We start from the raw sequence: 15,623 nt of genomic DNA, 5'->3' as shown, positions 1-15,623 counted from the left end.
ATGCCTGAAGCCGAAGCCAGCGAAAGCGATGACGAGAAGGTCATTGAGACCTCTTTTGTCGAGGACGACAAGGACATTTTCGACGAGGTCTTGGGCGAAAGCAACGAGCGCAAGGCGGCGCGCGAGGCAAGGAAGAAAAAGACCATTGAACTGAAGGAAAAAGCCGAAAAAAAGGCGAAAAGCGCGGGCGAAGAAGGCGAAAACATAACAGAAGAAAACGCGCCGGAAACAGCGGAAAAAGGAAAAGGCGTTCCGGCCGAAAAAGCCGGGTTCGAAAACGAAACCGTTATTGAAAGCGCGGCGCCCGATGAAAAGCGCGTGAAAAGGAAAAGGCAGGCGAAACAAAAACCCGCCCAAAACGCCGCGGCAAAGGAAAGCGGGAATGGCATTGCCGGCGAAGGCAGGGCGGGAAAAGGCGCGGAAACGGATTTAGATGCGGCGGGAGTCAAGGCCAAAAAGCAGGCAGCTGACGACCTTGAAATGAACGACGAGCTTGAACAAATCGCCTTGGAGGAAGAGGACAAGCAGCAGATAAAGGACGTCATTCTGGAGAAGGCATCCATTTACGCGCAGAAGGATGAACTCCTGCCGTTCGACAAGGAAGTCGGCATCCGCGAAGCGGACATTTATTCCGACCAGCACAAGCCAAACCCGGTCGAGGCGAAAACCGAGAAAGAGAAGGAGAGAGACGAGGAAGGCGGCAGGTTCGAACTCAGCTTATTGTCTGACGAGAAAAAAAAGATTGCGTTCATCGGCAGGAAAAAGTCGTTGTTTGAAAAGTACGGCGAGGAAGCCGGCCTGTTTGTCGGAAAAGTGCAGGACTCCGAACTCAACGATTTCAATGTATTGGTGGACAGCCTCAACCCGCACGTCATTTTCGTGAACGGTGCCCGCGGATCCGGAAAGTCTTACGTTTTGGGCGTTCTCGCGGAAGAGCTGGCGCACAAAAACAAGAACGTCGGCATAATCGTGATAGACCCCATCGGCGTGTTCTGGTCGATGAGGTTCCCGAACAAGGATGAAAGGGAAATTGGCATGCTTGCAAAATGGGATCTGACACCGCAGGGTTTGGACAACCTCAAGGTATTCATTCCTGCGGGAGTCAAGGACCAGGTGCCGGGCGGAACGTTTGACGCGACGTTTTCCATGCACGCCTCATTGCTTTCAACCGACGACTGGTGCCTCACATTCGGCATTGAAAGGTTTTCGCCGAGCGGCCTGCTCATAGAAAAGGTCATTTCAAAGGTGAGAAGCGGCTACGAGCAGAAGGAAGGACCGAAAATTGCGGGAAAAAAAGGCAATTACACGCTTGACGACCTGATAAACTGCCTTGAAAACGACAAGGAACTGCATTCCTCGGACAAGGGCTACAAGCCCGATTCTATCAGGGCGCTGGTTTCAAGGTTTGACGCCGCAAAAAACTGGGGCGTTTTCTCCGATAAGGGCACACCTCTGGGCGAACTGAGCATGGAAAACCAGCTCACAATCATCGACACCTCTTTCCTTGAGGACAATGTTTCCGCGCTGGTCATAGGCATTCTTGGCAGGCGCATTCTTGCAGCGCGCAAAAAAACCACAAGGCGTGAGGCGGCTAGCAGGCACAAGACTGTTGATGCGGATGAAATGATGGAGCTTGAGATTCCGCCGACATGGCTGTTCATAGACGAGGCGCATACGCTCATTCCGAGCGGAAACGTCAAGACGCCTGCGACAACTTCGCTCATAGAATATGTGAAGCAGGGCCGCCAGCCCGGCTGCTCGCTTGTCTTCGCAACACAACAGCCGTCTGCAATCGACTCGCACGTGCTGTCACAGCTTGACATAATAATGACGCACAAGCTTGTCTTCGACGACGACATAAAATCCGTTTTCAAGAGGACTCCCACCCTGATTCCAAAAAAATTCAGGAAGCCCACGTTCATCAAAACGCTTCCCGTTGGAACCGCGCTTACCGGCGACAGGCGCGAGGAGACAAGCAGGGCGTTCGTAATGAGGGTCAGGCCGAGAATGTCACAGCACGAAGGCAGGGAAGCTGAAACCGCAGAACTGTCGAAGGACCTGGATCCGGAGAAGGCGAAAAAGCTTGCATTGGAAATGTGCCTCGCCAAAATTGAAAAGGAAGGCGTGATTGAGCTTGAAAAAATCCGCCAGATCATAAACACTGTCAACAACAAGTTCAAGGCGAACATTGAACCATCGGACATAATGGAACAGCTCGACCGCAAGGGAATAGAATTTGACTCCGAAAAGCAGACCGTGAGCGTGCCCGGCTACGAAGAGGAAATGGAGAAAAAGCTCGAAGAGGCGACAAGAAAGGCGGAGGAAATCGAAAAGAAGGTTTTGAAGGAAGAGGCGCCGAAACCTGAAACCGCAGCCGGAGTGCAGGAACCGCCGGAACTGCTCGCGTTTCCGGTGCAGGTCAATGAGGAAGCCGCGAGAAAAGCGTTCAATGCCATGCGGCAAAAAAAGTTTTTGGGATTTTTCGGAAAGGAGGAGATGCTGGAAAGCGTTTACCTCAAATTCATTCCCGTTTTCGCGTTCAAATTCAACTATTTCGGCTCCAAGGAAATTTTCAATGTCGGCGAGGCATACGTCAATTCCCTGAGCGGCGAATTCCTGCACTATGCCGGAAACGAGTTTTTGGAGTCACGCGGATTCAAGGAATTTTCGCAGCTGAACGAAAACGAGGCGATTCTCTTCAACGCTCTCAAAAAGGATAAGGCCGGCCTGGAAGCATTGATGCAGAAAACCGGCATGGACGAGGCCAGGCTCAGGAGGCTGCTGAAAAGCCTCGCGGACAAGAACATAATCAAAATTGAAACCGCGAACAATGAAACTTCCTTCAGGCTAAACGAGAGCGTTGATTTGCCCGCAAACCCGCTGCACCCCATAATGAATTCGCTGCACGGCCTGCCATTGAAACAGCAGGAATCCGTGGCAATCGAGGCCCCGCGCGTTTCAAAGGAACAGGCGGCGGAATCGTTGAAAAGGCTGTGGAGCAAGATCGTCGTCAAAAAAATCGAAACCGTTTACATGCCGGCATACGAGGGAAGGCTGAAAAGCTATGACGGAAAGAACCGCACGATTTTCCTGGACGCGATGAAAGGCAAGGAAATAATCTACTGACCGGAACAGCCGTTTGCAGGCACCTTCGCAAACGCATCGCATTCCGCCCACTTACACACGGGCGCCAGGAGAAACGGTTTAAAATACTTATTATATCAACTGATATAACAAGGATTGGTGCTTTTTGTGGCTTCGGAAACCGTTCAAATCACGCGCTATCCCCGATTGGACACGGTCTTAATGGTCGAAAAAGTCATAAAAGCGCATTCAGGCGAATTCAGGAAAAGAATGCTGTGGGAAAAACTGCCGAAAAAAATGATGTACCAGACATACTGCACCACCATCGGCTATCTTCTGGACTCGGGAAAGATTGCCCTCGACAAGGAACGAAAAATAGCCTGGATTTATAATCCGGCGCTTGCCAGAAAATACCTCGCCATGGAAAGCCTTGGCTGGGGAAACAAAAAATGAAACTTGCGTCAAAAATCAGGTTTGCGGATGAAAAAATAAAAATAGCATTCCAAGAATTGGGGCATTCGACAACTGAAGACCTTGCGCTCAGCGGATTTTTGGAAAAGGCATTTGAAAACATCCGGGAAAACGCGTTTTCAGGAATACAGGTGCCGAAAAAACAGGTTCCGAAGGAATATTTCAGGAAATACGGAATAGACAACTGCTGGAAATACAATCTGCCGAAAGGATGGCAGCTGATTTATTCAGTGGCAAGGGACGAAATAATTGTTGTAAGCATCATTTTGGAGTGGTACGACCACAAAAAATACAGCCGGAAATTCGGATACAAGACAAGATGAGGCGCGAAAAAATCAATCAAGTTTTGCCCCATCTTCAAGGTTCTTTTCCACAACTTTCCCCGGCCGGACAAAACAGCCGTTGCCGATTATGACGCCGCAGTTGACGCTGGAATTTATGCCAAGCTTCGAATTGTTGCCTATGAGGCAGCCGAGCTTGCGCCTGCCGGAATCGGTTTTTTTGCCGGCAACCGCAACGAAAATGTTCTTGTCGTCAAAGCGCAGATTCGCAATCTTTGTTCCCGCTCCGAGATTCACGTTCGCGCCAATTACGGAGTCGCCGACGTAAGAGTAATGCGGGACGTTCGAATCATGCAGTATGACAGAATTTTTTATTTCAGAGTTTGCGACATGGCAGTTGTCGCCGATTACGACAGACTTGCGCAGGTACGCGTTCGGCCCGATCACGCAGTTCCCGCCAATGAAAACATCGCCTTCGATGCGCGAGCCGGCCTTGACAACCGAGCCTTTTCCGACGGACAGCAATCCTTCCACGACAACATTCTGCTCAACCGCGCCTTCGCTTGCATTCTGAATGCCTTCACAAAGCTTTTCCGCCTCGTCGAGGAGTTTCCAGAATTCGAGTTCGGCGTTCTTTGCATTTGCGATTTCCTTTTCAACCCGCCGCAAAAACCCGCGGATTTTTTGCCCAGCCAGTTCAGCCATCCAAATCACCGGTTTTTCACGCGCCGATTTCATTTTTTATCACGTTTGCGATGCCAGCAGCGAGCGATTCGGATTTTTCCATGGAACCGCTTTCAACCAGAACCCTGGCAAGCATTTCCGTGCCCGAATAGCGCACCAAAACCTTGCCGTTGCCTGCCAAAGATTTTTCCGCTTCCGCGATTTTTTGTTTCACGCGGGGCAGGGTTTCAAAAGGCTTTTTTTCGCGGACCTTCACATTGACAAGCGCCTGCGGAAAAGGCCTGAGCACCGAAGCAAGCTCGGAAACCTTTTTGCCGGACCGTTTCATTATCGCAAGCAGCTGCAATGCCGCGACCATTGCGTCGTCCGTGGTGTTGTAATCGAAAAAGACAGTGTGGCCGTTCGGCTCGCCGCCGAAATTTGATGTTCCCCTGCGCATTTCGCCTATCACATACCTGTCGCCGACCGGCGTATGGACTGTCCTGATGCCGTGCCCGCCGAGCAGTTCCGTCAGGGCGGAGTTTGCCATGACCGTCGAGACGACGCAATTGTTTTTCAGCTTTCCCTTGTCCGAAAGGTCAAGCGCGAAAATGGCGAGCAAAGCGTTGCCGTCAACTTCCTTTCCGGTTTCGTCGCAGACCGCTATCCTGTCGGCGTCGCCGTCGAAAGCAATGCCTATGCCTGCGCCGGTTTCCTTTACTTTTTCCAGCATGCCCTGCACGTGCAGTGCACCGCAGTCTGCATTGATGTTCATGCCGTCAGGCGAATCGTTCATGACAATGACTTCCGCGCCGAGTTCCGAGAAAACCCACGGCGCAATCCTGTAAGCCGAGCCGTTCGCCACGTCAAGCACGATTTTCAGGCCGTCCAAGGGCTGGTTGTTAATGGAATTCTTTACGAATTCAATGTACCTGCCCGCGGCATCGTCAATCCTTTTCGCCCCGCCGACCAGGTTTCCGGTTATGTGCGAGGCGTCGATGTCGGAAAAAATGAGCCTTTCGATTTCAAGCTCGACTTTGTCGTCAAGCTTGAAGCCTTCCCCCGAAAAAATCTTTATGCCGTTGTCCTCGGCAGGATTGTGTGAAGCGGAAAGCATTATTCCGGCGTCGCAGTTCAGGGACTTTGCCAGGTGCGCTATCGCCGGGGTCGGAATGGGCCCGACAAGCAGGGCGTTCGCGCCCATTGAAACTATTCCTGAGACAAGCGCGTTTTCAAGCATGTAACCTGAACGCCTCGTATCCTTGCCTATGACAATGCGGTGGCTCGTTTTTCCGTTGCGTTCAAGGAAATATTTTGCGACAGCCTTGCCCACGCGCAACGCTATTTCAGGCGTCATCGGATAGGCATTGGCCTTTCCGCGGATGCCGTCGGTTTCAAACAGCCGCCTTTTCCGCGTGCCTGCGTTCATTGCAGTTTCTTCCGCCATCTCATTTCACCGTTACAGATTTTGCGAGATTGCGCGGCTTGTCCGGATCGCAATTGCGCTCCAATGCGAGATGATATGCAAGCAGTTGAATTGGGACAATCATTAAAATCGGGTTTGCCTCCGAAACTTCTGGCACTTCAATGAAATGGTCGAAAAGCGGGTTCGGCTTCGAGTCCAAGCCTATTATCATGCCGCCGCGCGACTTTATTTCCATTGCATTGCCCAGGATGAGCGGCCTTGTCTTTTCGGTTGAAAACACTATTGCCGGAACGCCCTGCTCGACCAATGCGATTGTGCCGTGCTTCAACTCCCCTCCGGCAAAGCCTTCGGCATGGATGTAGGAGACTTCCTTTATCTTGAGCGCGCCTTCAAGCGCGGAAGGGAATGCGAGGTCCCTGCCAATGACAAAATAGTCTTTCGCGTTTTTCGTTGCGGCGGCAATCCTTTTGATTTCATTTTCGTTTCCGGAAATGACTTTTTTGACTTTTGACGCGGCATCCAGAATGAGCGCCCTGCCTTCCCGTGCTTTGCCCGCAAGCGAAAACGCCAGAAGCAGAAGGATTGCAAGCTGTGAAGTGTAGCTTTTCGTCGACAGCACGCAGATTTCAGGGCCGGCATTCATCATCAGGGTTTCGTCGCCGAGCCTTGAAAGCGAAGAGCCCATGACGTTCACGATGCACAAAACCTTCGCGCCTTTTTGCTTTGCGGTTTTCACGGCGTCAATCAAATCCGCGGTTTCGCCGGACTGCGAGACCGCGACGACAAGCGCGCCCGGCCCGATGAAATCCGTGTAATTGGAAAACTCCGAGGCAAGGCAGGCATTCACGTGCTTTCCCGCAATGCCGGAAAACATGTATGACGCCGAAACGCAGGCATGGTAGCTTGTGCCGCAGCCCACAAAAAAGATGCCGAAAGCATCGCGCAGCATTCCGGTTGCCTTGTCAAGCAGTGCCTTGTCCTGCTCGATGGCAAGCCTGATTGTCTGCGGCTGCTCGCAAATTTCTTTCAGCATGAAATGCGCGAAATTGCCCTTCTTCGCCTGCTCGACGTTCCAGTCAACGGTTTCAACCTTGAACGGAACGCCTTCGCCGGTTGCAATGGAAAAAACCTCCGGCCTGTCAGAGAGCAGGGCCATTTCCCCGTCGGCAAGGTAAACCGCGTTTTTGGTGTGGCCAAGGAAAGCCGTGATGTCCGATGCCGCAAAAAGCGCGTCATCCGAAACTCCAAGAAGCAGGGGCGAGCCGTTGCGCGCGCAAACCAATGAATCGGAATCGGCGTGCATTGCAACGATTGCAAAGCTGCCTTCGAGCTGCAGCAGCGCCTTTCTCACAGCGCCGAAAAAATCATTGCCGGGTTCAGCCATGAAAGATTCAATCAGATGCGGAACGACTTCGGTGTCGGTTTCCGATGCGAAAGTGAAACCGTTGCCTGAAAGCGTTTCCCTGAGCTCCGAATAGTTCTCGATTATGCCGTTGTGCACCACGGCAATTTTGCCGTTCCTTGAAAGGTGCGGATGCGCGTTTGCCTCGCAGACTTTTCCATGCGTTGCCCAGCGAGTGTGGCCGATGCCCGTGCCTGCCCGGATCTCGGAAACGCCTTTTTCATCGGAAATCCTGCCGGCCTTCTTTTCAACGAAAAACCCGCCGGCCTGCTCCAGCGCAATTCCCCAGGAATCATAGCCCCTGTATTCCAGGCTTTTCAGGCCCGACAGTATGGCAGGCTGCGCCTCATTGAAGCCGTTCAGGCCTTTCACGCCGATGATTCCACACATTACAAACCACAAAAAACAGTTGCGAATAAGACAATTGCTTTCCGCAGGTATTTAAAACCCAACCCGAAAATCGCGGAAGCATTAAGAAAAAATTCAGAACGCAGGGGCAAGCATTTAAATAAAAATTCAACCATTATTATTAAAAAAGCTATACCATTATTAAAATGTTAAAAGTGGTGGTGTTTTTGGCGGATTTTGTCGAATTTGAAAGGAACGCGGTCCGGAGGCGAATCGCCACAAAAATTGCCCACAAGGCAAGCGAAATAAGGCCGCTTGCCAGCGATAGCGCATGGAAAATTTACTCTGAGCTGGTGAAAAAGCCGGCTTATCCTGCCGAGCTGGCGAAAAAGCTGGGCATGCCGGAGCAGAAAGCATACTATTACATCAACCAGCTGAAAAAATCCGGACTTGTGTCGGTGCAGAAGACGCAGGAAAAACAGGGCGCCCTGGCAAAATTCTTTTCCGCGGACTTCGGCGCGGTGTCAATCGTTACACCGGATGCCGGCGGGGAAAAGCAGGCCATCGAAGGCAGGGAAAAGGAAGTGCCTAAAGAGATTGCAGAATTCCTCGAACCGTTTATACATAAGGGCGTTTTTTCAGCCAAAATCATCATCGGCTCGCCCGATCCGCACGGCCCGCTCAAGGCGAGGGCAAGGGACTCCCACCTGGCAGTCGAACTGGCAGCAATCCTCGGCAGTTATGCCTCCAAAATAAAATACCCTTTCGTGCTATTGGACACAATGGTCGAGTCACTGGAAAAGCTTGACAGCAACGCAATCATTGTCGGCGGGCCGATCACAAACAAGATCTGCCAGGAAATAAACGACAGGCTGCCCGTAAAATTCGTGCAAAGCAATGGCCCATGGGGCATTGAAAGCTCGGCTTCGGAAAAAACCTACACCGAGGACGCAACAGGCATAATCGTCAAGGCGCCACACCCTTTCTTCGGCGACAAGCGCATTCTGCTCATAGCCGGAAACCGCAATGCTGGCACCAAGGCCGCGGTTGTCGCAATGGCAAAAAGCGTTGAAAAGATTGCCAAGCCAAATCTTTTCAATGAAAGGATTCACGCAAAAGTTGTCGAAGGCCTGGATTTGGACGGCGACGGGCAGATCGATGCCGCTGAAATCAAGGAATAACCTGGCTCCGTCGCACGCCTCCGAAACATTTAATGCTGAGTGCAGATGGGTATCGAGCAACGCGAGATACCCGTCATCGAACCAGCCGGACGAAACCGGCTCCGAACGCACGCTTTAAAAAAAGTTGTCGGCTAAATATCAGTCTTTTATCAGGCATATAACAGAAATTAGGGGGGATTTTGAAGTGCACAAAAGGCTTTTCATTCCGGGTCCGACGGAAGTCAGCGAGGAAATCAGGCATGAGATAGGCAGGCCCATGATCGGGCACAGGAGCAGGGAATTCGCAAGCCTGTACGCTTCAATCCAGCCGAAAATCCAGAAGGCAATGTTCACCAAGAACAGGGTCTTCATGTTCACGTCCTCCTCCACAGGCGCATTCGAAGCCTGTTCGCGCAACACGGCAAACGAAAAATGCCTGCACATGACATGCGGAAACTTCTCCGAACTGTGGCACAGGCTCAGCCTCGCAAACGGAAAGCAGGCCGACGCTTTAAGCGTGGAATGGGGCCTCGCAAACAAGGCCGAGCCATTGAAGGAAAAGCTTGAAACCGGAAAATACGAATCTGTAATGCTGGTGCACAGCGAAACATCCACCGGCGTATTGAACCCGCTTGAACAAATCGCAAAAGTGATGAAAGACTATCCTGAAACAATTTTCTGCGTCGACACTGTTTCAAGCCTGACGGCAATGCCGATTGACACAGACGCTTTCGGCATCGACATCTGCCTTGCCGGAGTGCAGAAGGCATTTGCCTTGCCGCCCGGCCTGGCAATCGCATCCGTGAGCCAGAAGGCGCTGGACAAGGCGAAAGAAGTGAAAAACAGGGGCTATTATTTTGACCTTATTGAAATGGACAAATACCACCAGAAAAACAATACGCCGAGCACGCCCGCAATACCGCAATTGTTCGGCCTGGACAAACAGCTTGACAACATGCTCGCGGAAGGCCTCGAACAGAGGTTTGCAAGGCACGAAAAGCTGAGGAACATCTGCCACTCCTGGGTCAAGGAACAGGGCTTTGAACTGTTCCCGGAAAAGGGCTTCGAGGCAATCGCATTAAGCTGCATCAAAAACACGAAAGGATACGACATCGACAAGCTGAACGAAGAGCTCGGCAAAAAAGGCTATGTGATTTCAAACGGTTACAGCAAGCTCAAGCAGCAGACTTTCAGGATAGCGCACATGGGCGACACCACGGAAGAACAACTGAAAGAACTGCTGGACACAATCGACTCGATTCTCGCCACAATGAAGGCAATAGCGTGAAAATCCGCGAAAATCGCACGGGAAAAACCGGGGGACCAAAATGGCAAAAGTTCTCGTAATGGACAACATCGCAAAAAAAGGCGTGCAAATGATAAGAGAGGCGGGCCTCGAAGCCGATGAACGGGAGGGGCTCAGCGAAGAACAGCTCGTGCAATCGGTTTCCGGATACGACGCAATGATAGTGAGAAGCGCCACGAAAGTCACGCCCGCAATCATCGCCGCAGCGCACAAGATGAAAGCGGTTTCAAGGGCCGGGGTTGGCCTCGACAATGTTGACATCCAGGCCGCGACCGCAAAAGGCATTTTCGTCTTCAACACCCCGGAAGGCAACACCGTTTCCGTTGCCGAGCACGCAATCGGTTTGATGATCGCATTGAACAGGCACATCGCAAAGGCCGACGCGAGCATGAAGCGCGGCGAATGGGAGAAGAAAGCGTTCAAGGGCAACGAGCTTCAGGGAAAAACTCTCGGCCTGATCGGCTTCGGCCGCATCGGAAGGGAAGTTGCCAAACGCGGCAACGCATTCGGAATGAAAATCGTCGTTGCGGACCCTTTCGCGAAAGAAGAGCATGTAAGGGAAGCGAACGCAAGCCTGGTGCAGTTGGACGAACTGCTGGCACAGGCGGACATGATTTCATTGCACGTTCCCCTGACAGAGCAGACAAAAGGAATGATTAACGCGGACACTATTTCAAAAATGAAGGACGGCGCAAAAATCGTGAACACTGCGCGCGGCGGGGCAATAAACGAAGCCGACCTGGTTCAAGCGCTTAAAAGCGGAAAGCTTGGCGGCGCTGCACTCGACGTTTTCGCAAAAGAACCATTGGAAAACTCGGAGCTGACGCAGTTGGGCAACGTCATTCTCACGCCGCACATCGCCTCAGCCACAAAGGAAGCGCAGGACAAGTGCGGGGTCGAAGCGGCACAGCAGATCATCCGCGCGCTCAAAGAAAACAACACTTACGGCGCGGTAAACTACCAGGCGCTCAGCGCGGGAAAACAATAGTCAAACCTTTTTATCCGGTTTCCATCCGCGCATGAGCAGGCTGTTCGAAACAACGCTTACCGAGCTGAAAGCCATTGCCGCTCCGGCTATGACCGGCGACAAAAGCCAGCCGGTGAAAGGATAGAATGCGCCTGCCGCGAGCGGAATGCCGACCGCATTGTAGCCGAAAGCCCAGAACAGATTCTGCTTTATTTTGCCGAGAGTGTATTTGCTAAGCTTTACCGCCGTCACAATGTCGCGCAAATCGCTTTTCACCAAAACTATTCCGCCGCTTTCAATCGCAACGTCGGTGCCGCTGCCAATCGCGATTCCAATGTCGGCCTGCGCCAAGGCCGGGGCATCGTTTATGCCGTCGCCGACAAAGGCAACCTTTCTTCCGTTCAACTGCAATTTCTTGACTTCCGCGGCCTTGTCCGACGGAAGCACCTGCGCCAGCACCCTTGAAATGCCTGCCTGCTTTGCAATCGCGTTTGCAGTGCGGGAATTGTCGCCGGTTATCATGACGGTTTCATAACCCATTGCCTGCAATTGCCTTACAGCCTCGGCAGCATGCTCTTTTATGGTGTCGGCAATCGCAACCATTCCCACAAGCTTTCCGTCCGACGAAACAAGGACAACGCTTTTTCCCTGCTCTTCAAGCGACTGCATCCTGCCAACCAAATCGTTTCCGATCCGGACCCCGCTTTTTTTCATCAGGACAACAGTTCCGATGAGAACATTCTTCGCCCCGACTTTTGCCTCGACGCCATGCCCCGGAATCGCCTTGAAAGATTTCGGTTCTGCAATTTTCAGCCTCGATTCCTTCGCCTTTTTCACGATTGCCTGCGCTAAATGATGCTCGGAATTCTTTTCCGCGGAAGCCGCAAGGCAAAGAAGGTCGGCTGCCTTGATTCCGACCGGAACGATTTCCGTTACCGACGCCTTTCCCATGGTGATTGTGCCGGTCTTGTCGAACACAAAGGTTTTGGCCTGATGCAGGATTTCAAGGCTCTCCGCGTTTTTTATGAGCACGCCGTTCTCGGCGCCCTTGCCGGTTCCAATCATGACCGCTGTCGGGGTTGCAAGGCCCATTGCGCAAGGACAGGAAATCACAAGCGTTGAAACAAGGATTGTGAGCGCGAAAAGAAACGGCTGGCCTGCCACGAAATACCAGTAAGCGAAGGCAAGCAATGCAAGCACTATTACTGCGTGCACAAAATAGCCTGCGACAGTGTCTGCAAGCTTCTGGATCGGCGCCTTGCTTGCCTGCGCGTCCTCCACCAAACGGATTATCTGCGCAAGCATTGTGTCCTTGCCGATTTTTGTCGCCCTGAACCTGAAAGAGCCATTGCCGTTGATTGTCCCGCCGATCACAATGTCATTTTTTCGCTTGTGCACGGGCATGCTCTCCCCTGTAATCATGCTCTCGTCAATGCTGCTTTCGCCTTCGACTATGACGCCGTCAACCGGAATCTTGCTGCCCGGCTTCACAATGACAATGTCCCCGACAACAACTTCCTTGATCGGAATTTCAACCTCTTTTCCTGCCCTGACCACGATTGCGGTTTTCGGCGCAAGCCCTACAAGGCGCTTGATTGCCTCGGAAGTCTTTCCTTTGGCAATCGCCTCAAGGTACCTGCCAAGCAATATGAACGTGAGAAGCAAAGCAGCGGTTTCAAAATACATGACTCCGCCAATGATGCGCAGGGCCACGATTGCGCTGTAAGCATAGGTTGTCCCGACGCCCAAAGCGACAAGGCTGTCCATGCCCGGCATGTTATTCAACAGCCCCCTGAAGCCCCTCACAAACATGTCCCTGTTAAGGTACATCACCGGCGTTGAAAACAGCAATTGCAATGCAGCCATGTTCTGCATTATGAACTGCGGGTACTCGAATGCCATAACAGTTTTCAGCATTTCCGGCAATGCAAGCAGGACAACCGGCACGGTCAGCAATGCCGAAAAAACGAGCCTGCGCTTCAATTCCGCGATTTCTTTATCGCGTGCGGCCTTCTCCTGGTCCACTGTTTCCTCCCCGACAAGCAGTTCCGCATCATAGCCTGCCCTTGCAATCGAAGCCTTTATTTTATCAAAGCCGGTGATGGAGGCATCGAATTCAACCATTGCCGAGGCATTCTGGAAGCTGAGGTCGAATTTTTTCACTCCAGCGGTTCCCTTGAGCGCATTCCCGACAATGCCCGCACAATGCGGCGAATCCATGCCCTTTACATGCATTGTTATCTTCGCATCGCCGGAATCCTGCCCCTGCGGCTGGACGAGTTCGTACCCTGCACTTTCCACTGCCTTTCCAAACTGTTCAATGCCCGCAATGCCCTCATCAAATTCGATCGCCGCCCTGTTTGCCGCGACGCTGACAGAGACATCCTTCACGCCTTCAACTTTTTTGAGGCGACGCTCGATTATCGTGGCGCAGGAAGCGCAATGCATGCCTTTAATGCCGACTGTGATTTTTTTCATGCCATCGCCCTCACACGAACCTCAATGGCCCCTTAACCGCAAAAAGCATTATCGCCAGCAGCACAAGATTGAACGCAATGCCGAGAACAATGAATTCCGGCAGCTTTGTGTTCGCAACCGGGGTTTCGCCTTCCTCGCGGTACAGCATGTAGCTCAGGCCGCCGAGCAAAAAAACAGAGATTCCGAAAATCAGGTAAAGCAGAACGAGCATGTTGTCGTTGAGGGTCATGATCACTGTCATCGGCCCCATCAAACCGGACATCAGGCCGGCCATGACTCCTTCCATTGCGCCCATTACGCCGCAGCATTTTCCGCTCTTCAGGCCAAGCCATGCGCCGGTCAGAATTCCGGCCACGCTGCCAAGAAACATTCCGTTTGTCGCGGCAATGATTGCGCCGACCATGAAGCCCGGAACCATGCCCATGGTCATTCCGACCATCATGCCGTTCTGGCAGGACATGATTTTACGGTAGCATTTGGCGTGAAGGTACGCGAAAACGGATGTTATTGACGCAACAATCGCCAATGCAAGGAATGGAAGGTACTTTTCGCCGTTCTCCAGGCCCTGCACAAAAAACAGGTAAGCCAGAATGTTCAGCCCAGCCAAAATAATCGCGGACGCAATGGCGTGGTTGACGAGCCTGGCTTCCTCTTCGACGTGCGGCTGGATTGACAGCACTGCCAAAATGTAGCCAACAACGTTTTTCAGGTCGCCCCTGCCCACGTCTTCCCTGCTGCCCTTTTCGGCAAAGCCGCGCTTGGCAAGCTCTTCCCTTATTCCGGCTATTTTGGATTCCTCGGAAACGATTGTGACCCTGCCTTTGCGCGAGTCGATTTCCTTGACTTCCGCGCCGGCTTTCTCGGCAACCTTTTCGATTATGCGCTCGCATGAGCCGCAGGACATTCCGCCAAGTTCAAGTTCGAATTCCATCAGTTTTCCACCTTGTAGCCTTCCTTTTCAATCGCGGCTTTCACCCTGCCGAGAATCCCGGCATCCCGGACATTCACCACAACAGTTCCCTTCCTGCTGTCCGCCTTGACGCTTTCCACGCCGCTGATTTCAGACACGGAGTCCGCGACAAGGATTTCGCATGACTTACAATGCATGCCTTTCACTTTAATCATTTTTTCCATTCTTGTCCACCCCGCAGTTTCCGTCTGCGCAACCCAAAGAATTGTAAAGAGCCAATGAAAGCAAGACTATGCTGCCAATTGCAATGAAAATCCCGGTTCCAGAAAGAAAGCCCGCGGCCGAGCCGAAGCCGAGCAGGACAATCCATGTCGGCGGGCAAACAGGGCAGGCAGTGGCAAACGTTGCCGCCAGGCCGCCGAACAGGACAGTCCCCTTTTTTGCATTTGCATTGCGTGCGTGGGCATGCAACAGGACCGTCAGGTTCAGGCCCATCAGGATTGCAATGACGATTGTCAAAGCGATTCCAAGCGGTTCAGCCAAAGGATTGAACGCAAAACCCACCGGCGAAATTATTGCCGAGCTGACTGCCAGCAAAGGCAAAAGCACGGCAAACGCCGCAAGAAATATTGCGAGCTGACTGCGCTCCGACAACACCAAGGCCAAAGCTTCAAGCCTGCTCATGCCAAAACCTTCAATGTTCCGGGTTTGAACATTCTCATACCGCAATTGTATTCAAAGCTGCCTTCCTGTTGCGGCGTGAAGTCGACAACCGCTTCTTCGCCGTTCTTGGAAAGCGCATTGACGTTCAGGCCGTATAGCACCAGATACCTTCCGCAGCCCGCGCCAGGGTCAGCGGAAAAATGCAGTCTGACCGGCACGCCTTTCTTTACCGTGACCTCGCTTTTGTCATAGGTTCCGCTTGAAAGCGCCCTGATGTAAATGTCCTGTGCCTGGCCGTTCCCTCCGGCAACAATACCCTGATTATTTACCGATGCCGATCTGGCGGGCGCTGCATTAGCGCCAAACCAAAACAGAACCATTCCGCCGAACACGACCAGGGCGCCTAACACAAGCAACAGGAAAACACGCTGGACTTTAACCTCATTCATCTGACCACCACTTTA

General features: G+C 52.3%; 14 protein-coding genes. 6 read left to right on the top strand and 8 right to left on the bottom strand.

The features are described 5' to 3' along the window. The 3 genes from HY394_02355 (at nt 1) to HY394_02345 (ending at nt 3,878) form a co-directional block, all read left to right on the top strand. Nucleotides 1-3,126 carry a DUF87 domain-containing protein gene (locus tag HY394_02355; GenBank protein ID MBI4052858.1) on the top strand — a complete coding sequence of 1,042 codons (3,126 nt, stop codon included), beginning with the start codon at nt 1-3 and terminating at the stop codon, nt 3,124-3,126. A 180-nt stretch (nt 3,127-3,306) separates the two neighbouring features. Further along, entirely contained in the window at nt 3,307-3,537 is a 231-nt protein-coding gene (locus HY394_02350; GenBank protein MBI4052857.1) for a hypothetical protein, read from the top strand. Continuing rightward, the gene (locus HY394_02345; protein ID MBI4052856.1) at nt 3,534-3,878 is read left to right on the top strand and encodes a hypothetical protein; all 345 of its coding nucleotides are present in this window, start codon (nt 3,534-3,536) and stop codon (nt 3,876-3,878) included. Before HY394_02350 ends, HY394_02345 begins: the two co-directional genes overlap by 4 nt. 12 nt (nt 3,879-3,890) lie before the next feature. On the opposite strand, the gene HY394_02340 is transcribed toward HY394_02345, so the two are convergent. Genes HY394_02340 through glmS form a run of 3 tightly spaced genes read right to left on the bottom strand, consistent with a single transcriptional unit; the run spans nt 3,891 to nt 7,717 of the window. Next, on the bottom strand, nt 3,891-4,541 hold the full coding sequence (locus HY394_02340; GenBank protein ID MBI4052855.1) for a hypothetical protein: 651 nt from the start codon (nt 4,539-4,541) through the stop codon (nt 3,891-3,893). 16 nt (nt 4,542-4,557) lie between these two features. Continuing rightward, a complete protein-coding gene (locus HY394_02335) occupies nt 4,558-5,928 on the bottom strand; it encodes a phosphoglucosamine mutase (protein MBI4052854.1) in 1,371 nt (456 codons plus the stop codon). Between the two features lie 19 nt (nt 5,929-5,947). After that, nucleotides 5,948-7,717, bottom strand: a complete 1,770-nt coding sequence (glmS, locus tag HY394_02330; protein MBI4052853.1) for a glutamine--fructose-6-phosphate transaminase (isomerizing) — start codon at nt 7,715-7,717, stop codon at nt 5,948-5,950. A gap of 164 nt (nt 7,718-7,881) precedes the next feature. Here glmS and HY394_02325 point away from each other — a divergent pair, with 164 nt between their 5' ends. The 3 genes from HY394_02325 to HY394_02315 all read left to right on the top strand — a co-directional run bounded on the left by HY394_02325 (nt 7,882) and on the right by HY394_02315 (nt 11,129). Continuing rightward, complete coding sequence (locus HY394_02325; protein MBI4052852.1) at nt 7,882-8,856, top strand: S-layer protein; 975 nt, start codon at nt 7,882-7,884, stop codon at nt 8,854-8,856. Between the two features lie 256 nt (nt 8,857-9,112). Further along, nucleotides 9,113-10,123, top strand: a complete 1,011-nt coding sequence (locus HY394_02320) for an alanine--glyoxylate aminotransferase family protein (GenBank protein MBI4052851.1) — start codon at nt 9,113-9,115, stop codon at nt 10,121-10,123. 40 nt (nt 10,124-10,163) lie between these two features. Further along, nucleotides 10,164-11,129: a hydroxyacid dehydrogenase gene (locus HY394_02315; protein ID MBI4052850.1), complete on the top strand. Its 966-nt coding sequence runs from the start codon at nt 10,164-10,166 to the stop codon at nt 11,127-11,129. Here HY394_02315 and cadA read toward each other — a convergent pair whose 3' ends face one another. From cadA to HY394_02290, 5 genes are read right to left on the bottom strand one after another with little or no spacing between them, the layout of a single operon-like run. Next, nucleotides 11,130-13,586: a cadmium-translocating P-type ATPase gene (gene cadA, locus HY394_02310; GenBank protein ID MBI4052849.1), complete on the bottom strand. Its 2,457-nt coding sequence runs from the start codon at nt 13,584-13,586 to the stop codon at nt 11,130-11,132. Between the two features lie 10 nt (nt 13,587-13,596). Further along, nucleotides 13,597-14,517 (bottom strand): heavy-metal-associated domain-containing protein, encoded by a 921-nt coding sequence (locus tag HY394_02305; GenBank protein MBI4052848.1) that lies wholly within the window; start codon nt 14,515-14,517, stop codon nt 13,597-13,599. After that, entirely contained in the window at nt 14,517-14,720 is a 204-nt protein-coding gene (locus tag HY394_02300; protein ID MBI4052847.1) for a heavy-metal-associated domain-containing protein, read from the bottom strand. Before HY394_02300 ends, HY394_02305 begins: the two co-directional genes overlap by 1 nt. Beyond that, a complete protein-coding gene (locus HY394_02295; protein ID MBI4052846.1) occupies nt 14,704-15,180 on the bottom strand; it encodes a hypothetical protein in 477 nt (158 codons plus the stop codon). The genes HY394_02300 and HY394_02295 overlap by 17 nt, the downstream gene beginning before the upstream one ends. After that, on the bottom strand, nt 15,177-15,608 hold the full coding sequence (locus HY394_02290) for a cupredoxin domain-containing protein (GenBank protein MBI4052845.1): 432 nt from the start codon (nt 15,606-15,608) through the stop codon (nt 15,177-15,179). Before HY394_02290 ends, HY394_02295 begins: the two co-directional genes overlap by 4 nt. Nucleotides 15,609-15,623: the final 15 nt, after the last annotated feature.

The sequence above is a fragment of the Candidatus Diapherotrites archaeon genome (assembly GCA_016205145.1).
Classification (GTDB): Archaea; Iainarchaeota; Iainarchaeia; order Iainarchaeales; family JACQJH01; genus JACQJH01.
Note: the sequence above shows the minus strand (reverse complement) of the source record. Positions and strands in the feature narration are given on the sequence as shown.